An 18,863-nucleotide genomic window follows, 5' to 3' on the forward strand; every position below is an offset into this window, starting at 1 on the left:
AAGTGTATATTAAATATTGTACTAAAACAATGAAATTTACTTATTTTTAATAATAACTTTTAACGCTAATCTTTAAAATTTATTTTAATAGCTTCGAATTTTAATAATATGAACGCGGTAAAAAATCTAGTTATTTGGTTACTAATAATAGCCGCTACTGCAATGCTTATTGATTCACAAAGGGACAAATTAAGCGACAGATTTCTCAGTACTTTTTTACCATATAAAGGAAGAATTCAAAATAGTGGTCAGAATAGTGGAAGTATCGAATTTACGAAGTCATATGATGGACACTTTTATATTCAGGCTCAAGTCAATGATCGCAATATAACGTTTTTGCTTGATACCGGAGCAACCGATATTGTTCTATCACAAAAAGACGCATTACATGTTGGTATTAACTTACAAAATGTTCAGGATTTTAAAATATATGAAACTGCGAAAGGTCAAATAAAAGCTGGAGTGGTTCAAATACCTCAAGTTAAAATAGGAAACTTTTTGATTAATGATGTACAGGCAAGCGTTAACACTCATTCTATGTCTCATTCACTACTTGGAATGAGCTTTTTAAGGTATTTTCATTTCACTATAAGAGATAATAAGTTGATATTATACCGCGACTAAACACTTCTACAATCTACTTATCAAAGCTCTGTAGGTTAATATAGGAGCAGAAATAAATATTGCAGAACAAGTGCCAATCAAAATACCAAAAAAAATGATCAAGCTGAAGTCTCTCACTGCATCTGTGCAGATTAATGCCAAAGGAAGAGCAGCAAGAAGGGTTGTACCCGAGGTTAATATAGTGCGAAATAATGTAGCGTTGATACTTGCATCTACTATCTCACTCATCCGCCCACTTTTACCACTCTTGCAATACTCTCGAATCCGATCGTATATAATTACTGAGTTATTGATTGAATAACCAATGATAGTGAGGAGAGCTGCAACTGATGAAATATTAAACTCAATGCCAGTTAGGCTAATAAAACCAACAGTTAAAATCACGTCATGAATCAGTGCTGTTATTCCACTGAATCCACATTGCCAATTAAATCTAAACCAAACGTAAAAAAATATTCCAACAATCGCGATCAACATGGATAACATTCCTTCAAATATTTGTGTTGAGCTTATTTGTGGGCCAACATAGTCTATTTTACGATAGCTTATTGAGCTCCCCAGCTTTTCTTCTAGTATGCTTTTTATCTTTTTGATTTTATCTTCATCTCCTTCATCTTTAAAACGCATGACTAAATTATCACCTGCTTTTGAACTCTGCACTGTAAAACCATTTCCTTTTAATGCATCGAGAATAGAGTGATTCTCATCTGAAGATTTTATCTCTATCAAAATTCCACCTGCAAAGTCTATGCCTAAGTTCACTCCACGCAGCACAACAATGAGCATTGAAAAGATGATAAGAATAATGCTAATTAATGCAGTCAAATCCCTATATTTACTAAACTTGATATTGAGGTTATCTGGAATGAGTCTAACTGCCATGTTTTTTATCTGAAGTAATCACTTGGATTTTATATACTTTTTAAAAAATTCACTAGTTTATTCTGTGATTAGTCTCGTTCGTCCACTAAAAGAAAAAGCGGCAAGGAGCGAGCCAAAAGCGATGAGGAAGGATCCAAACCAGATTATAGACATTCCAGGTTTATAGTGCACTTTGGCTGCGATTTTGCTCTTACTCTTATCAATCTCTCCAATTACAACATAAATATCAGAAAATAAATTGTGGTAGATACTGCTTTCAACATTTTTCTGACCTTCCACAAGGTAAAATCTACATTCAGGGGTTATCTCACCTAATATCTTGTTATTCAACAAATTCCTGATATCCATTGTTCCTCTCACTGCATGGAAATTTTCCTTTTTTATCAATTCAATATTTCGTAAAGTAACTTTAAATTTATTGACTGTTATGCTATCTCCAATTTTTAGGTAATCTTCTTTTTTCTCCTGCCAACCAACTGAATAAGCTATACCAAGCACTAGAATTGCCACTCCAGCATGAGCAAGCATCATTGCATAGTAGGATTTAGAAACTCTTCTTGCTAATAAAATTGATTCACCAAATGCTACCTTAAATAAACAAATTCTTTTACTATATGCTTCTAAAATAAAGACTAATAATGCTATGGAGATAGTAATTGATAGCACAATTATTAGCTCCATGTGAAAGATAAACGGCAAAATAGCTGCAGCACTACAGAATGAGAATCTGTATTCACGGAATATTGGCAATAGACTATTTCCCTGCCAACTACAGTATTGCCCTATCATGGTGAGCACTAGAATAGTGAGTGCAATAGGATTAAATAAGGAATTGTAATATGGTGCTCCAACTGAAATTAATTCACCAGTTAAATACTCAAGCACTGTAGGGTATAAAGTGCCAATGAACACGATGAAAAAGGCAGTGATGAATAATAAATTGTTCATCAGCATCATCGTAAAGCGTGAAAAGAATCTTCTACCCTCTGTCACTTGAGTAGCAAGTTTCTTTCTGGATTCTAGTGTCAAGCATTGGAATGACATCGCAGATGTGTGATTCTTTCTCGTAAACACTACAAATATTACTAAGCTACTGACTGTCATTACACCAAGTAGAGCTAATATATACAGTCCATACCTTGGGTCATCTGCAAACGTGTGCACTGAGGTAAGTATTCCTGAGCGAACTAGAAATGTTCCAGTCACACTCAAGATAAAAGTTGTAAGCGTAAGTAAAATAGCAAAATTCCTTAAAATATTGAAATTTCGCACCACGAGCAACAAATGTGTCAGCGCTACTGCAATCAGCCACGGCATCAAAGAAACGTTTTCCACTGGATCCCAAAACCAAAATCCACCCCACCCAAGTTCGCGATATGCCCACCAGCTACCTAAGCTTATACCCAAAGTAAGTAGCGACCAAGAAATAAGTACCCAGGGCCTAACAATTTTAGCCCAAACATTTCCTTCAGTATTTGCAATTAATCCAGCTATAGAGAGTGAGAAAGGAACACTAAATCCAAGGTACCCCAAATATAATATTGGTGGGTGAATAGCAAGACCTATATCTTGCAATATCGGATTAAAACCCAATCCATCTGTTTCAATGCTTGGCATTTTAGTGAAGGGGCTGGATTCAAGTAAAGTGAACAGTAAAAAACAAAAGCAAATCAAGCCTTGGGTGATCAAGGATACTTTCTTCAATTTACTGCCGTTATCAATAAAAATACCCATCAGAAATAAGTAAAAGGTAAGCACTAATGTCCAAAGCAACATGGACCCTTCTTTATTTCCCCAAACTCCACAAATTTTATAGATCAGAGGTTTTGTTGTGTGTGAGTGGTAATATACGTTTTCGAGTGAGAAATCATTTGTAATGTGGCAGTAAATCAAAATAGCCATTGATGTTGATACACAAAAAAATATGGCAGTGGTAATAAACCGACAAGAACTAAGCGGTAAAAACAAATATGTCAAAGACAATAAGCAGGCTACCAATAGCAATATATTCCCAAATTCAGGCATAAAAAATTATAGTTTTTATATAAACAATATTACTAATGACAAGTTAGAAGTTAAAGTGTTAATTGACGCTAGCATAATGCCCCCGTAGTTAGCTGCGCTAACAATGTCAGCATTAATTAAAAATTAAATATTAAATCTTTATACTTTTATAGATAGCGTTAATATTGAGGTAACATTGTGGGTACAACTAAGATTAGTAAATTTCCATTTAATATAAAAGGTAAAGTGGCAAAACAACATGCCGAACCAATAATCGAAAAAAATCTCTATACTATTTTAGGATTCAAAGATATAGAAGATTTTGAAAATAAGACAAGTAAGCTTGTTAATAAAAAAGTTTGGCAATCATTTGTTGACTGCTTTGCAAAAGAAATAGATTATGCAGCAACCGAAAAAGTTGTAAAAAACATCGTTTGTAACATTGCAAAAAGTGATCAAGGTAATGCTTTTACCAAAACTGAACATCTGATATTAAATGAAAAGCAAGATAATAGAAAGAGAGAAAAAGCGATTAGAAAAGCTATTAGTATTTTGAGGAAAATCAATCCAGAAAAAGCCTTTAGTGAACTTTCAGTAATAAAAAAACAAGCTGAAGATTTTTTACAAACCGATTTTTATAAAGCTCAGAGTAAACCACTTCAAGGATTTGCTCCTTCTGGTGGACAGCTCTTTGCGGAAGTTCTGAAATATATAGAAACACTAGAAAAATTATCCGAAGTAAAAAAAGAAGGGCTAGTTAAAGATTTCTTGTTAAATCATGTTAGTTCATTGAATAAAAAGTATCCTAAATCACAAGGTAAAAGGGAAGATGCTATAACAATACTATCAAGTGATGAGTTGAAGAATTTTTACAATAAAGGTGTAGAAGAAGGAATATTACAACCAATGGTATCTTACAAAGAATGCAAAAACCTGTATGACAAAATGAACCAAATGAAAAATGAATCCAAAAGTATAATTAAAAGAGAAGAACGGGAAGAAAATTTGAAGAAAATAGATAAGTCGATAGTCAGCGCGATTAATGACATAAAAAAACACAGAGAAGCAATCCTTAACTGTAAAAATTTCCAAAATTCTTGCATAAAGGAAAAAGAAGAACATCCATTTAGGGGCAAATCATGCCAGAAAATGATTGATATATATCAAGGAAGAATCGCAGAACATCAGGAAAAAAGTTATAAAATCTTAAACTCAGTGAGCAAGCTATTCAAAAGTATGTCGCAAAAAATGAGAGATTTACCTGAGGTAAAAGAGTTCCAGGAAATAATGAATAGTGTACATAAAGAACACAGCACAAAGCAGGCTGGTGATAATTTTGACTCAGCTTTGATTTGTCTGGTGAACGTGTGGAATAAATTAGATATTCATCTGGAAAATCCTCCAACAGAGCTAAGAGCTTCACACATTAACGTTAAAACTGAGCTAACTAGGTTATAAGAGCCAAATTTTTGGGACAATTTTAACTCAAGACAGCTCTCGCAACTTTAGTCTGTGTTCTAATTTGGTTGTGTTTTATTAAAAAAACTTTAGATTTATTTTATAATCAATACTCAAATGTAATGACTCAAACTTGGAATTTGTTGCAAACAGGGCAAAAGGAAGGCTATAAAATTGCGTATACTAATGCTCGTATTATCGATCCGGAAACTAAACTTGATATAAAAGGTTCATTATTGACTGAAGGAGATAAAATTGTCGACTTTGGTGAATCATTATTTTCAACAAGTGGGGTCGACGAAACAATAGACTGTAAAGGGCTTGTTCTAATGCCAGGCCTTATTGACATTCACGTACATTTTCGTGAACCAGGCCAAGAACATAAAGAAACTATATATACAGGCAGCAAATCTGCAGCTGCGGGAGGCGTTACAACTGTAGTTTGTCAGCCAAACACTGTTCCAGCAATTGATAGCGTTGTTTTGGCTAAATATTTGAAATATAGAGCACTTGAAACTTCACATGTAAACGTTGAATTTTACGCTAAAATCACCACTTCGGAAGAAAAGTTGACTGAAATGGCACTTTTAAAGGAAGCAGGTGCGGTTGGGTTCACTGATGATGGCATGCCAGTTATGAACCCAATGATTATGAGACAGGCGCTGCTTTATTCAAGTATGCTGGGTGTTCCTATTGCTCAACATGCAGAAGATTTAAATTTATCAGCAGGTGGTGCAATCAACGAAGGTAAAATTTCTGAAGAATTGGGAGTAAAGGGAATCTTGAGTGCATCAGAATCGGTTATGGTAAGTCGCGATATACTGCTCATGAAAGATATGGAGAATGTGCACTACCATATTCTACATGTCTCTTCAAAAGATTCACTTGATGCTATTGAACGTGCAAAAGACTTGGGATTAAATGTTACGTGCGAAGTAACCCCTCATCACTTCACTTTGACTGAAGATATAGTAAAACAACATGGAGCAATTGCAAAAATGAACCCGCCACTTCGCACTGAAGAAGATCGTTTAGCTATGATTGAAGGTTTAAAGACAGGTGTGATTGATTGCATTGCAACCGACCACGCTCCGCATGATCGTAATTCTAAAGATCTTCCACTTGAAAATGCTGCATTTGGTATTGTTGGTCTTGAGACAATGCTGCCCCTTTCACTTGAACTCTATCACAGTGGGCAAATGGGTCTACTTGATGTGCTTGCAAAATTGACATATAAGCCTGCAGACATAATACACGTACCACGTGGTCGTATACAGAAAAACCTTGCCGCGGACTTAATTTTAGTTGACCTCAATCATGAATGGGAAATTAAAATTGACAACTTTGCTAGTAAATCAAAGAATTCCCCTTTCGATGGGCGCAAAGTAAAAGGACACGTAGTACGCACTGTTGTGTCTGGCAAAACTATATACTCACAGAAAAGTTAGTTATCATATCTTATCCATCCCAATTTGTTATCACCAAAATGGGCTAAGTGCACCTAAATTTAAATTAAGAAATCTCAGTCAATTCCACTGTCTTCGAATAAATGCATCCTCTTACTTTTTCAACTATCGGTTCTATGATGCAGTGATTTACTTTCGCAGCTATAGGCATTATTACATAATTCGTTGTAGAGAAGCTTATAACTGGTACTATACCCCCCTAGCATTAAAGCTCCTGACACCATTGCATCAGGCGAAATAGCATTTGTAGATGCACTAAGACCAACTCTGATTCCAGCGCTAGCAGCCCAGAAGCTCAAAAAAAACAAAATTGCTCCACAGTAGCCATCACCAAATTTAGATAACATTTCTTCGTGCACTTACCCCCATATTCAGTTACAAGTTAAGTATTAACATTTTGCCTAAATTGCAAGATTTTTTATATCAACCTGATTCCAAAACAGCAAAATTGTTGTATAATGTTACTTTGAAGTTTTATTTTCAATGCACAAGTTTGCAATACTCTTTTCTATACTGCTTGCAATAGTTGCTTACTATTTAAACAGTGAGATTATATTTGAAATAGCAAAGCTGTTTAGTGACATATTTGTTAGTTTTTTGAAATTAATAAGTTTACCTTTAGTTTTTCTATCAATAGTTTCCACAATTTCAGGACTCAAAGACTCAATTGAAATTAAAACCTTAGTTAAGAAAACACTATTTTATACGCTGCTTACAACTATTATAGCTGCGTTTGTTGCATTATCGTTTTACCTGCTAATAGATCCAGCAAGAAAAAATTTCATAAGTAATACGATAGGGAGTATTAACAGCAATAACCACAGTTATTTTTCATATTTAAAATCACTCATTCCTTCGAATTTTGTGCAAGTTTTTCTTGAAAATAATATGATTGGTAGCATATTAATCGCTTTTTTGATGGGTGGAGCTATTGTTTCACTTTCAAAAGAAAAGCAGGACATATTACATCAAATATTCTCTGCACTTTTCGATACGTTACTTAAAATTGCTCAAGGGTTATTGAGATTTATTCCGCTTGCTGTGTGGTCTTTTATTACATGTTTTTTGCACGAATTAAAAGGTGGTAGCGAGTTCTACAGTCTTTTATGGTATTTTGTTTGCATAATGTCTGCAAATTTTGTGCAGGCATTTCTGATTTTACCGCTACTTATGTGGTATAAAGGCATATCACCAATTCAAACGCTAAGGGGGGTTATGCCAGCGTTGACGCTCGCATTTTTCTCTAAGTCATCCAGTGCAACGCTGCCCACAACCATAGATTGTGTGCAAAATAAGCTAAAGGTGCCAAAGAAATTGTCGTCTTTTATTTTACCAATATGCACAACAATTAATATGAATGCATGTGCTGCATTTATACTAATCACTGTAATGTTTGTTGCAGAAATGAACGGATACGTATTTTCCTTGAGCGAAATGTTTATATGGATTTTTTTAGCTACAGGGGCTGCAATTGGCAATGCTGGAGTGCCGATGGGGTGCTATTTTATGGCAACCAGTTATCTCATGTCGATGAATGTTCCTCTGCATATTATGGGACTGATTTTGCCTATTTATACAATCATCGATATGTTTGAAACTGCAATAAACGTGTGGTCTGATATTTGTATCACTCAGATAATTAATAAAGAATGTAATAGTGAAACTTAAAAAATGATATTAGACGAAAATAATCTAATAATAAAAGAATTTAAAAAAGCAGAAGCAATTTTGCATGGGCATTTTGTTTTATCATCCGGACTGCATAGTGACACATACATACAGTGTGCGAAGATTTTTGAAAATCCAAGCAGAGCCATGAAAGTTTGCGCATTATTAGCAGATAAAATAAAAAAAGAATTAAATAGCTCCATAGATTTAATATTATCTCCTGCAATTGGTGGAATAATTGTGGGTTATGAGATTGGCAGGCAGCTTGGAATAAAGACAATGTTTTGCGAGCGCGTTAACGGCAAGTTTGAATTACGCCGTGGATTTAAGATCAAAAAGGGTGAGAAAATATTACTTATCGAGGATGTAATAACCACAGGCAAATCTTCACTTGAAGCAGTGGAATGTGCAGAAGGGAAAGGAGGTAAAGTTGTTGCTGAAGCTTCTTTGATAAAGAGAAATAGTGAAACGAAACTGCCTTTTCCTGTCATATCTTTGATTGAACTGAACATCAAAAACTACAGCGAGGAAGAACTTCCAAGTGAATTAAAACAACTACCCATAACAAAACCTGGGAGTAGAGAATATTTAACAAAGTAATCCTATAATATCTTGGAAACACAGCATTTATACACAGCTTTAGTTATTTACTCTAAGTGTATTTTATGTATACTTATTACTAAATTAATTTTGAAATGATAGAAAATGAACGAATTTAAATCGATCCGAAATATAGCAATAATCGCACACGTTGACCACGGTAAAACCACTTTACTTGATAACATGTTAAAACAAAGTGGCACGTTCCGCGAGAATCAAGAAGTTCAAGAACGAGTGATGGATAGTGGTGACCAAGAGCGTGAACGCGGAATTACAATACTTGCAAAATGTACATCAATAATGTGGGGCGATGAAAAGATCAATATTATTGATACGCCAGGGCACGCGGACTTTGGTGGAGAAGTAGAAAGGGTATTGTGCATGGCAGATGGTGTGTTGCTGCTGGTTGATGCTGCAGAAGGTCCCATGCCACAAACTAAGTTTGTGTTGTCAAAAGCACTAAAAGCAAATTTGAAGCCAATTGTGATAATCAATAAGGTCGACCGACCAGACAGCAGAATTGACGAAGTATTAAATGAAATATATGAGTTATTTTTTAACCTTGATGCAACCAACGAGCAGCTAGATTTTCCAGTGTTGTATGCTTCAGGTAGAAATGGCTGGTGTGCTAAGGAGCTTTCTGATGAAAGAAAAGATTTAAGCCCATTATTTTCAACGGTTATAGATTATATAAAACCTTCTGTTTATGATCAAAATGCACCTTTTGCTATGTTGGTCACTCTACTTGAGTCTGATAAGTTTCTTGGCAGAATATTGACAGGAAAGGTTTATCAGGGTGTTGCAAAAGTCAATTCAGATCTTAAGGTGCTTGACCTCGATGGCAAAGTAATTGAACGAGGAAGATTAACTAAATTGCTCTCATTTTCTGGCTTGAAACGCATTCCAGTAGAGCAGGCTGTAGCGGGAGACATAATTGCAATTGCAGGGCTTGAAAAAGCTTCGGTTTCAGATACCATTTCTGTGCCAGAAATGACAACTGCAGTAAGCTCAACTCCAGTTGATCCGCCAACAATGGCGATTACTCTGAGCGTTAATGATTCGCCTTTTGCTGGACAAGAAGGTACAAAGCTTACTTCAACTGCTATAAAGGATCGCTTATACGCGGAGGCAGAAACAAATGTTGCAATTACTGTGACTTTGGCACCAAGCGGTGAAGCGTTTGAAGTAGGTGGACGCGGTGAGTTGCAGCTTGGAGTGTTAATTGAAAATATGAGAAGGGAGGGTTTTGAGCTTTCGGTATCACGCCCTCGCGTGTTATTTAAAGAAGAAGGCGGTAAAAAACTTGAACCTATAGAAGAAGTAGTAATTGATGTAGATGATGAATATAGTGGAATCATCATGGAAAAACTCAGCTTCCGTAAAGGTGAAGTGACTGACATGAGACCTTCTGGTAATGGCAGGACAAGATTAACGTTTTTAGTGCCATCAAGAGGATTAATTGGTTATCAAGGAGAGTTTTTAACTGATTCTCGGGGCACAGGCATAATTAACCGTTTATTTCACAGTTATGCTCCACATAAAGGTCCAATTTCTGGAAGGCGCAATGGAGTTTTAATTTCTACAGATAAGGGTGAGGCTGTGGCGTATGCAATTTTCAATTTGCAAGACAGGGGAATTATGTTTATTAAGCCACAGGATAAGGTATATTGTGGCATGATTGTCGGCCAGCATAGCCGTGACAATGATTTGGAGATAAATGTGCTAAAAGGTAAGCAATTAACAAACGTAAGAGCTTCAGGTAGTGATGAAGCCATAAAACTCACTCCTCCAAAGATGATGACACTGGAGGATATGATAGCGTATATAGACGATGATGAATTGGTGGAAGTAACTCCAAAATCTATACGTTTACGCAAGAAATTCCTTGATCCAAATGAACGTAAGCGCGCAGGAAGGGCAAAGAATAAGGAGTAATCAGAGGTTGAATATTTGCGAAAAATAGTGTATAATTATTCGTCTCCTAATTGTATTTAATTATGGCCTTTTCAAAATTTCTCGATCCAAAAAACAATTTCGCGTTCAAGAGAATATTTGGTACTGAGAAAAATAAAGACATTCTTGTTCATTTTCTCAATGATATTCTAGGTCTCACTGGTGAGGCTGAAATAAAAGATGTAAAATTTCTAAGTCCCATTCAAAACCCTGAAATTGCTGCCAAAAAGGAAAGTATTGTTGATGTATTATGTAGAGATTTTACGGGTGTTCAATTTATTTGCGAGATGCAAGTTGCTAGGACTAGTGGTTTTGAGAAACGTGCTCAATATTATGCTGCTAAAGCTTATTCAAGCCAAGCTGACGTAGGTGCCCGATATCAAGACCTTAAAGGAGTTGTCTTTATTGCTATCACTGATTTTATTCTATTTCCTGATAAAGTAGCCTACAAGTCCGATCACGTTACTTTTGATAAGGTCACTTACGAACATGACCTGAAGGACTTTAGTTTTACTTTCATAGAACTACCGAAATTTCCAAAAACAAAAGAGGATCAATTAGAGAATATAGTTGAAAAATGGTGTTATTTCTTTAAGCATGCAAGTGAGACTAGTGAAGAGGATCTAAAAAAAATAGTAGGAAGTGATGTAATTATTGGTAGAGCTTATAATGAGTTGAATCAATATAATTGGAGTGAAGAAGAGCGGTTTACGTACGGTCAAGATAAGAAACGTGAAGATGATAATTTATCCTGCCTTAACCAAAAATTTGATGAGGGAAAGATTGAAGGAAAGATTGAAGTAGCAAAAAACCTACTTAAGGCTGACATCTCTATTGATATTATCTCTCAGACAACCGGCCTTCCTCAAGCTGAGATTAAACGACTTCAGGAAGAAATCACCTAAAAGGCTAATGATCAACGAAGAAATTGTAAGAGAGAACTTAAAAAAAGTCATAGAGCAAAAAAGCGGTAAAGATGTGATCGCTCTTGGCATAATATCCTCAATCATTATTAAAGGCGGGGACATTGGTTTTGTGCTTGAAGTTGCCGGTAACACGCAAGCAAACGAAGAATTAAGAAGAAATTGTGAGCAAGCTGTTAAAGCTATACCGGGGGTGACAAAAGTGATCGTGGTTGCTACTGGTCAAAAACAAACTGGGCAACAAAAAGCTAAATTACATATCGAAGGAGTGAAAAATATAATCGTTGTGGCCTCTGGTAAAGGCGGTGTGGGCAAGTCCACAGTTGCGCTAAATCTTGCTCTCTCATTAGCAAAGTTGAAACATAAAGTTGCGCTGGTTGATGCAGATATATATGGTCCTTCAATTCCTCAAATGCTTGGCACTGAAAAATTAAAGCCAGAAATACAGGGTGGAAAAGCAATACCTATAGAAAAGTATGGACTGCATACTATTTCAATCGGCTATTTTGTTGACAAGGATCGTGCAGCAATATGGCGCGGACCTATGATCACAAAAGCACTTTATAATCTGCTCATGGGAACAAAATGGTCCGATATAGAGTATTTGATAGTTGATACACCACCTGGAACTGGCGATGTGCATTTAAGTCTGATGGAAAATTTTAACTTAACCGGGGCGATAATAGTTTCAACTCCACAGGAGCTCTCTTTAATCGATGCTCGCAAAATTTATGATATGCTTAAAAAGCTCAGCGTACCGGTTATTGGAATTGTGGAAAATATGAGTTATTTCATTCAAAATGACTCAGAAATATACATATTTGGAAAAGACGGCGCAAAAAAAATGTCTGAGGAGCTGGGCATCAAACTCCTAGGCAGGATTCCTCTGGATCCACAAATATGTCATGCTTCTGATTGTGGAAATCCTTTAATGTTAAGTGAAGATTTAGCAGAGATTTATGAAGACATTGCTCAAAGTATAGTTAAACAATAGAATAAGCGTGAGAAACATGCGAATCAAAGTCCTCTTTTGTTAGTTACAAAATAGACTGCTTGCATAACCATTACTTACATGAAAAATTAGCAGCTTTTGTCATTCCAGCGCGTGACGCTGGAATGGCTTTGTTGCATAGCACCTTAAGCAGTGATGGTTTACGACAAATTTATGTAATGATTTCAAATTTAGCCATACCAATATCAGTGAATTTGTTGAGCAAATAGCACTTAATTAGTAATTCTTTTTCACGATTTACTTCAGATTTATTCCTAAAGCTAAATCCAAATACTTGCTTCAACCTTGAGAAAAATCCTTCTATGTAAGATCTCTTTCCATAAATTGCTTCCTTTTTCCACTCTTTTACACCATCTTGTCCATATAATTTTATTAACCTAATAGCAGCATTTCTGTCAGACATATAATCTATTTTTGAATGTTCTGCTGCATCCTTTTTTGGTAGAACTTTTGTCTTTATATCGTATTTCTTACACAATTTATAAAGTTTGTGCCTATCGTATGCCCTATCTGCATATAATGCTTTTATTTTGTGCTGAAAATTAACTTCTTCAAGCAAATCGCAAGCTCCATAGTGGTCAGAGTAGACGCCATTACTGTATCTTGCAGCTATAGCTTTTTTACTATTCACACTTAACATAACATGTAACTTTCTTACTTGCTCGTAGCTTCGGTACTTTCTATCTGCACTGTTTTCCTTACTGTGGCCAGGAGTGTTACTGTAAATGCTGATACTTGTGCTATCTATGATAATTTCAATATTTTCCATGTTGCTTTTATCAACCCTGCAATCATTTATCTTAATATTAAGTTTTTTAAACCTTCTTGATGCTTGTGAATAGCTGATAACTGCCAAATTTTTTCCTATTTGTTGCAGATATCCTTTTATAAACCCCACCGTTTGTCTTAAACCAATTCTAAAAAGATTGACAATTATATGCACCAAAATTACGACTTTATCACTGTAAATATAGTTGCCGCCCTGCATTTTTGGACTATTTTCATACCAATTTTCGATAGCTTCATCGATGTAACGAAAAATATTTCTCCTTTTTTCAAGGAATTTGTTATATTCGTTTTGGTTACTGACTTTCATTTTCTGTGGCATATTTTTTCTTCAACAGTTAAATGGTTATTTATAATGAATTTTGTCAGTAGCCACCAGATTTTTTCGGTTGCTATGCAACAAAGCCCGCTGGAATCCAGAAAAAAAGAAGAATGGATCCCAGTGTCAAGCACTGGGATGACACCTTTGTGTTTGAGGCAAAACCGGCCATAGCATTTAACACACTGCCTTCGCAAAATGTTCGTACAGTTGTTCGTTACGTGCTGGAATGACAAGGTGGAGTGTCTTTAGATGTCATCCAAGTAGCTGACACTGGGATCTAAAAAATTTAATTTATATATAAAGTTTGTTTAAACTATTTTTAAAATAGATAGAATATAATTTTAGATAAATAAAATGAATTACGATGTAATCATTTCAGGTGGTGGGTTACTTGGTCTTATTACTGCCATTGGCCTTAGTTGTGACTCTGTGTCTGTAGCTGTAATTGAAAAAAATAGTCTACCACGTGTAGTAGATGACAACCGAGCATTTGCTATTTCTCAAGGTTCGAAAAAAATATTGGAAAAGTTAGGGATTTGGCAGTTTGTGGAGAGTGAAGCTGAGCCAATACTTGATATATGCATATTAGATGCGGTTACTGTGCATTACAATCATAAAATGGTTAGCGAAGAGCCAATGGGTTATGTTATCAACAATGCTACTATATGGAATGCAATCAACAATAATTTTCTGAATAAACTAAATATATACTCCCCACATTCCTATAAAACAATTGCTTGTGATTCAGGATATGTGGAAGTTATTCTTGATAATAACCAGGAATTAATATCATCGCTACTTATCTGCGCTGAAGGCAAAAACTCTAAATTACCAGAGTTATTTTCTATACCGACAGTGAAATTTGATTATAAACAAAGTAGCATAGTATTTAATGTAAAGCATGAACTGCATCACCAAAACTTAGCTGTAGAGCGTTTTTTTCCTGGCGGTCCATTTGCAATTCTACCGATGAAGGGTGGCTATACTTCTTCGATAGTTTGGACAGAAAAATCTGGAATTTCAAAAATGCTAATGGATCTGTCTGAAGAAGAATTTATTATAGAGCTCAAAAAAAGATTTGGTTCTTATTTAGGAGAGATAAAATTAGAGGGTGAAAGAAAACTTTATCCTTTAAGTTTTGCTTTCGCAAAAAAGTTATATAAGGGTAGAGTTTTGCTTATCGGCGATGCAGCACATTCAATTCATCCTGTTGCAGGTCAAGGGCTTAATCTTGGAATTAGAGATGTAGAAAGTGTTATAAAGCACGTAGTTGCCGCAAAAGCGGCTGGTATTGATGTTGGCAGTAGTTATTTATTAAAGAAAATTTCACGTAACAGATACTTTGATAATTTTACAATGGCGCTTGCAACTGATGGATTAAATAGGATGTTCTCCAACAGAATGTTCTGCGCTAAAGCACTAAGAAATCTTGGCTTGATTGCAGTTGAAAATTCAAATTTTCTCAAAAAAAGCTTCATTCGGCATGCTATGGGATTTATATAAACCACTTTATAGCTAATGCAAGTCAGTACGTCATACCGCCACGAACCGTCATACCGCGATTCATTCGCGGTATCTCTTAGCCGCTAACACGTAGCGGGATGACGAGGCTTATCGTCATCCCGCCGCGAACCGTCATACCACCGCGGTATCTCGGCCGCTAACAAGCAGCGGGATGACGAATTTGTCGTTTATCGAATCGTCGGTAAGCCTAAACTACTTTAGCCATAGGTATATATCCATTAAGTACGATAAAGAAAATCATTTATAATCGCTATAGCAACTAGTGTAGACACTTGACGTTCCTTGTGATTTGATAAATAGAGGTTTTTATCTGACTTCACAACAAGGGCTTCTGGATGACTTTGAAAGTAAATATTACCGTGCTTATCTTCAATAGCCTCTATTATTCCACCACTCGAAAATGCTGCAACTTTATATCCAAGTAACTCCAATTTTCTTCTATTTTCTGGTGTATTACTTACTGCCCCTGAATAAGCATCTGGAAAACATGTTGAAAACCAGCCATTTTCATTAGGTATTAAGAATTTAGCTACTAATTCCGCTAAACGGCTGTTTGGAACGATCTTTATCTGTTGGAGAGCTTTCTGTGCTGATTTTAAATGAGATCTTCGCTTCTCTTCATCACTCACTACTTCAATTCCCTTTGCATTCATGATACCTTGCAAACCGCCGCATATGCCAAGCAAATGAATTGAGGGATTATCATCCACTATTTTTGCAATTGCTTCAGTAACAAGCTGGCAGCAAGAAGTAGGTGAGAATGGTTCTGAGTGCAGATTATCTGGAATAAATATTCTATTTATTTTGTGCTCTTCAATAAATTGTGCAACCTCAACTTTTATTCGGTCTAATGTCAGCTTCTTTGCCAATGTTTCATCTTGTTTTGCGAGATTAAGTGACTCTGTCTGAATTTTTTTAAGGCTAATTATCTTATTATAATCAATCAGTACAGTCTTAACTCCAAAGTTATTAAACATCTCGTAGATATTTTGAGATAGCCCAAGCTCATATGCTTCTTCCGTTTTCAACAAACCAACAACTATGTCATTATTTACTGTATTTTCTGCCGTCAAGACAGTTGACGCTGGTTCTTCTTTTCTGGTTACATGTTGAGATGCCGGTTTTTCACTAACGCCAGCATAAGTAATATTGCTTAATAATAGAACTATAATTAATAAGATATTAAATATTCTGCTATAATATCTATACATATAGTTTACCCTCTCAACACTTATATCAATATCATAACATATTATAGAACGTTTTACAACAAAAAGGTAAATTTGGTAAGAAAGAGAAGGTGGCCTGAGCAGGAATCGAACCAGCGACACAAGGATTTTCAGTCCTTTGCTCTACCAACTGAGCTATCAGGCCAACTGTATACTTTCATTTTTAGATAAAAAATGTTATTATGTCTATCAAAAGTTTTTAAAGTAGTTTATAAAAATAAAGGATGAACATTAATGACAAAATAGGAATCTACCCTGGCACATTTGACCCTATAACTTTTGGGCATATTGACATAATCAAAAGAGCGTGTAAACTAGTCGATAAATTAATAATAGGAGTTGCAGAGAACGTTAATAAGCATATTGCCTTTGACACAAAGCTACGCACAAGCATGGCTGAAAATGAAATTAAAGGACTAGGAATTGATGCAGATGTTATATCTTTTAATGGGTTGCTAGTGAAGTTTGCCAAAGAGCAAAATGCTTCTGTTATTATTAGAGGATTAAGAGCAGTATCGGATTTTGATTACGAGTTTCAAATGAGTTGGGTAAATTATAAACTTCTTCCTGAAATCGAAACCATATTTCTTCCTGCTTCTGAAGATACTCAATTTATCTCATCAAGTTTTGTAAAGGAAATAGCAAGATTAGGAGAAGATGTTAGCAAATTTGTATCAAAAGGCGTTCAAAACGAATTGATTAACCTGAATAGGATAAAAAATGGAGAATAGCGTGTGTTGTTTTTTATTTATAAATGGGTATATTTAATATAGAAAATGTTATAAGCTAAAGGAGTAGCATGTCAAAAGTGAGGGTTAATAAAAGAAAAGTTTGTTGTCATGGTGATGAGAATGATGAGGGTTCTGGCCATCCATTAATATATTTAGATATGGGAGAAGAAGAGGAAATAGCCTGCCCTTATTGTGAAAAGACGTTTGTCCATGACTGTACTGTAGAAGCGGTTGGGAAGCTGACTAGGGATGAACTCTAATGGCACTTTATTTCTTCTGCAGACTTAGCCTATGTAAATAGCAATAAGAGGGGCAGTAAAAATGAAACTATCCATACGATCGAGCACTCCCCCATGGCCAGGTATCATACTTCCACTATCTTTAACACCGTAAGCTCTTTTAACAAGTGACTCAGTGAAATCGCCAAGTTGCGCTAGAATAGCAATTGCAAGGCCAATGATTGGAGAATAAAAAATTGAAAATAGACCAAAAAATATTGATCCAAAAATTGTGCACACTACTCCAGCTAAAATCGCACCAAGAAGTCCTGTCCAAGTTTTTCCAGGGCTAAGAATTGGGCAAATTTTAGCTCCACCAAAATTCTTACCAAATAGGTAGGCAGTAATGTCAATTCCCCAAATGGTTAAGACGAACCATACTAATGCGTATTTTCCCTGTGGTAGATTATATAAATATATTAATGAGGCGCTTGGTAGTGCAATCAATAATAATGCAAAAATGTATAAAATTTTGTTTCCTTGGGTTAGATTATACCATTCAAAAGAAGATAAAACTGCTATTGAAAAAATCAATAGGTAAAACGATAAATCACTGAAATATGTAGCAAAGGAAAATATGAATAATATTACTATTGAGGACAACATTCTAATTATAAAATTATTATCTACCATATTTTTTCTCTCTTTTTGTATAATCTTCTAATGCTTTACTCAAATCTTGACAAGAAAAATCAGGCCATAAAGTATCACAAAAATACAATTCAGCATAAGCTGCTTGCCATAATAAAAAGTTGCTTAACCTTTTTTCGCCGCCAGTGCGAATTAATAAATCCAATTTTGGCAGATCTTTAGTATACAGAAATTTTTCAAATTCCTCTTCTGATACATAAGCAATATTTTCTTTTATAATATTGCTTATAGCTTGTGTAATTTCTTGCTTTGCTCCGTAACTGACTGCCACAGTGAGTAATAAACCATCGTTCTTATGTGTCATTTCTTCTGCTTTTTTAATTTGATCCAATATTTTACTGGATAACAGACTTAAATTGCCAATAAAATTCAACTTAATGTTACAGTTGCAAATGAAATTGACTTTATCTTCATTAGTTAAAACGGAGTAAAATAAATCAAATAGACAGTCAGTTTCGTTTTTGGGTCTAAGCCAATTCTCCATAGAGAATGCATACAAAGTTAAGTAGGGTATGGTTAGGTCCGTACAATACTTGGCAATATCGTATGCAACTTCACTGCCCTTTTTATAACCATCAATTTTTACTCTTCCTTGATTGTTTGCCCATCTACCATTACCATCCATAATAATTGCTAAATGTTTCGGTAAAGATTCTTGATTCAACATTTAAAGTTCACCCGATGTCATAAAAGTAACTGACACACAGCTATACGAACATTGTGCTACCAGGAGGGTGTCATTCCAGTGCCCC

Annotated in this window: 19 protein-coding genes and 1 tRNA gene; 11 read left to right on the forward strand and 9 right to left on the reverse strand. The window is 35.3% G+C overall.

All coding sequences use genetic code 11. The features are described 5' to 3' along the window. Positions 1 to 108 precede the first annotated feature (108 nt). Positions 109 to 624, forward strand: a complete 516-nt coding sequence (locus ACJZL1_RS01820; RefSeq protein WP_265035543.1) for a TIGR02281 family clan AA aspartic protease — start codon at positions 109 to 111, stop codon at positions 622 to 624. Between the two features lie 6 nt (positions 625 to 630). Here ACJZL1_RS01820 and secF read toward each other — a convergent pair whose 3' ends face one another. Both secF and ACJZL1_RS01830 read right to left on the reverse strand, forming a co-directional pair. Further along, positions 631 to 1,506, reverse strand: coding sequence for a protein translocase subunit SecF (gene secF, locus ACJZL1_RS01825; protein ID WP_265025612.1), 876 nt, complete (start codon positions 1,504 to 1,506; stop codon positions 631 to 633). 57 nt (positions 1,507 to 1,563) lie between these two features. Next, positions 1,564 to 3,531, reverse strand: a complete 1,968-nt coding sequence (locus ACJZL1_RS01830; protein WP_419247384.1) for a heme lyase CcmF/NrfE family subunit — start codon at positions 3,529 to 3,531, stop codon at positions 1,564 to 1,566. A 177-nt stretch (positions 3,532 to 3,708) separates the two neighbouring features. Here ACJZL1_RS01830 and ACJZL1_RS01835 point away from each other — a divergent pair, with 177 nt between their 5' ends. Together ACJZL1_RS01835 and ACJZL1_RS01840 are read left to right on the forward strand one after the other, a co-directional pair. Further along, positions 3,709 to 4,968 (forward strand): hypothetical protein, encoded by a 1,260-nt coding sequence (locus tag ACJZL1_RS01835; RefSeq protein WP_419247385.1) that lies wholly within the window; start codon positions 3,709 to 3,711, stop codon positions 4,966 to 4,968. A gap of 122 nt (positions 4,969 to 5,090) precedes the next feature. Next, positions 5,091 to 6,416, forward strand: a complete 1,326-nt coding sequence (locus ACJZL1_RS01840) for a dihydroorotase (RefSeq protein ID WP_419247386.1) — start codon at positions 5,091 to 5,093, stop codon at positions 6,414 to 6,416. A 119-nt stretch (positions 6,417 to 6,535) separates the two neighbouring features. Here ACJZL1_RS01840 and ACJZL1_RS01845 read toward each other — a convergent pair whose 3' ends face one another. Next, complete coding sequence (locus ACJZL1_RS01845; RefSeq protein WP_265025617.1) at positions 6,536 to 6,793, reverse strand: hypothetical protein; 258 nt, start codon at positions 6,791 to 6,793, stop codon at positions 6,536 to 6,538. Between the two features lie 124 nt (positions 6,794 to 6,917). Here ACJZL1_RS01845 and ACJZL1_RS01850 point away from each other — a divergent pair, with 124 nt between their 5' ends. From ACJZL1_RS01850 to ACJZL1_RS01870, 5 genes are all read left to right on the forward strand, one after another. Then, the gene (locus ACJZL1_RS01850) at positions 6,918 to 8,102 is read left to right on the forward strand and encodes a dicarboxylate/amino acid:cation symporter (protein WP_419247387.1); all 1,185 of its coding nucleotides are present in this window, start codon (positions 6,918 to 6,920) and stop codon (positions 8,100 to 8,102) included. 3 nt (positions 8,103 to 8,105) lie between these two features. Then, the gene (pyrE, locus tag ACJZL1_RS01855) at positions 8,106 to 8,702 is read left to right on the forward strand and encodes an orotate phosphoribosyltransferase (RefSeq protein ID WP_265025619.1); all 597 of its coding nucleotides are present in this window, start codon (positions 8,106 to 8,108) and stop codon (positions 8,700 to 8,702) included. Between the two features lie 105 nt (positions 8,703 to 8,807). Continuing rightward, positions 8,808 to 10,637: a translational GTPase TypA gene (gene typA, locus ACJZL1_RS01860; RefSeq protein WP_419247388.1), complete on the forward strand. Its 1,830-nt coding sequence runs from the start codon at positions 8,808 to 8,810 to the stop codon at positions 10,635 to 10,637. 62 nt (positions 10,638 to 10,699) lie between these two features. Beyond that, the gene (locus ACJZL1_RS01865; RefSeq protein WP_265025621.1) at positions 10,700 to 11,560 is read left to right on the forward strand and encodes an Rpn family recombination-promoting nuclease/putative transposase; all 861 of its coding nucleotides are present in this window, start codon (positions 10,700 to 10,702) and stop codon (positions 11,558 to 11,560) included. A gap of 7 nt (positions 11,561 to 11,567) precedes the next feature. Further along, positions 11,568 to 12,572, forward strand: coding sequence for an Mrp/NBP35 family ATP-binding protein (locus ACJZL1_RS01870; RefSeq protein ID WP_265025622.1), 1,005 nt, complete (start codon positions 11,568 to 11,570; stop codon positions 12,570 to 12,572). Between the two features lie 169 nt (positions 12,573 to 12,741). Here the strand turns inward: ACJZL1_RS01870 and ACJZL1_RS01875 are convergent, their stop codons facing one another. Both ACJZL1_RS01875 and ACJZL1_RS01880 read right to left on the reverse strand, forming a co-directional pair. Then, positions 12,742 to 13,698 (reverse strand): IS5 family transposase, encoded by a 957-nt coding sequence (locus ACJZL1_RS01875; RefSeq protein WP_419247114.1) that lies wholly within the window; start codon positions 13,696 to 13,698, stop codon positions 12,742 to 12,744. Then, positions 13,683 to 13,892, reverse strand: a complete 210-nt coding sequence (locus tag ACJZL1_RS01880; protein WP_419247389.1) for a hypothetical protein — start codon at positions 13,890 to 13,892, stop codon at positions 13,683 to 13,685. Before ACJZL1_RS01880 ends, ACJZL1_RS01875 begins: the two co-directional genes overlap by 16 nt. 160 nt (positions 13,893 to 14,052) lie before the next feature. On the opposite strand from ACJZL1_RS01880, the gene ubiH reads away from it, so the two are divergent. Then, positions 14,053 to 15,201, forward strand: a complete 1,149-nt coding sequence (ubiH, locus tag ACJZL1_RS01885; RefSeq protein WP_265025624.1) for a 2-octaprenyl-6-methoxyphenyl hydroxylase — start codon at positions 14,053 to 14,055, stop codon at positions 15,199 to 15,201. A 239-nt stretch (positions 15,202 to 15,440) separates the two neighbouring features. Here ubiH and ACJZL1_RS01890 read toward each other — a convergent pair whose 3' ends face one another. Together ACJZL1_RS01890 and ACJZL1_RS01895 are read right to left on the reverse strand one after the other, a co-directional pair. Beyond that, positions 15,441 to 16,433 carry a glutamine amidotransferase-related protein gene (locus tag ACJZL1_RS01890; protein WP_419247390.1) on the reverse strand — a complete coding sequence of 331 codons (993 nt, stop codon included), beginning with the start codon at positions 16,431 to 16,433 and terminating at the stop codon, positions 15,441 to 15,443. A 90-nt stretch (positions 16,434 to 16,523) separates the two neighbouring features. Continuing rightward, positions 16,524 to 16,596 (reverse strand) — tRNA-Phe (locus ACJZL1_RS01895). A gap of 79 nt (positions 16,597 to 16,675) precedes the next feature. On the opposite strand from ACJZL1_RS01895, the gene coaD reads away from it, so the two are divergent. Together coaD and ACJZL1_RS01905 are read left to right on the forward strand one after the other, a co-directional pair. Then, positions 16,676 to 17,182, forward strand: coding sequence for a pantetheine-phosphate adenylyltransferase (coaD, locus tag ACJZL1_RS01900; protein ID WP_419247391.1), 507 nt, complete (start codon positions 16,676 to 16,678; stop codon positions 17,180 to 17,182). Between the two features lie 68 nt (positions 17,183 to 17,250). After that, a complete protein-coding gene (locus ACJZL1_RS01905; protein WP_419247392.1) occupies positions 17,251 to 17,442 on the forward strand; it encodes a zinc-finger domain-containing protein in 192 nt (63 codons plus the stop codon). A 24-nt stretch (positions 17,443 to 17,466) separates the two neighbouring features. Here the strand turns inward: ACJZL1_RS01905 and ACJZL1_RS01910 are convergent, their stop codons facing one another. Next, positions 17,467 to 18,093, reverse strand: a complete 627-nt coding sequence (locus ACJZL1_RS01910; RefSeq protein ID WP_265025628.1) for a phosphatidate cytidylyltransferase — start codon at positions 18,091 to 18,093, stop codon at positions 17,467 to 17,469. After that, positions 18,083 to 18,778, reverse strand: a complete 696-nt coding sequence (gene uppS, locus ACJZL1_RS01915) for a polyprenyl diphosphate synthase (protein WP_174515980.1) — start codon at positions 18,776 to 18,778, stop codon at positions 18,083 to 18,085. Before uppS ends, ACJZL1_RS01910 begins: the two co-directional genes overlap by 11 nt. Positions 18,779 to 18,863: the final 85 nt, after the last annotated feature.

Origin of the sequence: Wolbachia endosymbiont of Rhagoletis indifferens, from assembly GCF_048537595.1 — a bacterium.
Taxonomy (GTDB): domain Bacteria; phylum Pseudomonadota; class Alphaproteobacteria; order Rickettsiales; family Anaplasmataceae; genus Wolbachia.

Excerpts from the sequence above, each read along its gene's own strand:
- ACJZL1_RS01820 (WP_265035543.1), top strand. The coding sequence starts at position 109 with ATGAACGCGGTAAAAAATCTAGTTATTTGGTTACTAATAATAGCCGCT.
- secF (WP_265025612.1), bottom strand. The coding sequence starts at position 1,506 with ATGGCAGTTAGACTCATTCCAGATAACCTCAATATCAAGTTTAGTAAA.
- ACJZL1_RS01830 (WP_419247384.1), bottom strand. The coding sequence starts at position 3,531 with ATGCCTGAATTTGGGAATATATTGCTATTGGTAGCCTGCTTATTGTCT.
- ACJZL1_RS01840 (WP_419247386.1), top strand. The coding sequence starts at position 5,091 with ATGACTCAAACTTGGAATTTGTTGCAAACAGGGCAAAAGGAAGGCTAT.
- ACJZL1_RS01850 (WP_419247387.1), top strand. The coding sequence starts at position 6,918 with ATGCACAAGTTTGCAATACTCTTTTCTATACTGCTTGCAATAGTTGCT.
- pyrE (WP_265025619.1), top strand. The coding sequence starts at position 8,106 with ATGATATTAGACGAAAATAATCTAATAATAAAAGAATTTAAAAAAGCA.
- typA (WP_419247388.1), top strand. The coding sequence starts at position 8,808 with ATGAACGAATTTAAATCGATCCGAAATATAGCAATAATCGCACACGTT.
- ACJZL1_RS01865 (WP_265025621.1), top strand. The coding sequence starts at position 10,700 with ATGGCCTTTTCAAAATTTCTCGATCCAAAAAACAATTTCGCGTTCAAG.
- ACJZL1_RS01870 (WP_265025622.1), top strand. The coding sequence starts at position 11,568 with ATGATCAACGAAGAAATTGTAAGAGAGAACTTAAAAAAAGTCATAGAG.
- ACJZL1_RS01875 (WP_419247114.1), bottom strand. The coding sequence starts at position 13,698 with ATGCCACAGAAAATGAAAGTCAGTAACCAAAACGAATATAACAAATTC.
- ubiH (WP_265025624.1), top strand. The coding sequence starts at position 14,053 with ATGAATTACGATGTAATCATTTCAGGTGGTGGGTTACTTGGTCTTATT.
- ACJZL1_RS01890 (WP_419247390.1), bottom strand. The coding sequence starts at position 16,433 with ATGTATAGATATTATAGCAGAATATTTAATATCTTATTAATTATAGTT.
- coaD (WP_419247391.1), top strand. The coding sequence starts at position 16,676 with ATGAACATTAATGACAAAATAGGAATCTACCCTGGCACATTTGACCCT.
- ACJZL1_RS01905 (WP_419247392.1), top strand. The coding sequence starts at position 17,251 with ATGTCAAAAGTGAGGGTTAATAAAAGAAAAGTTTGTTGTCATGGTGAT.
- ACJZL1_RS01910 (WP_265025628.1), bottom strand. The coding sequence starts at position 18,093 with ATGGTAGATAATAATTTTATAATTAGAATGTTGTCCTCAATAGTAATA.
- uppS (WP_174515980.1), bottom strand. The coding sequence starts at position 18,778 with ATGTTGAATCAAGAATCTTTACCGAAACATTTAGCAATTATTATGGAT.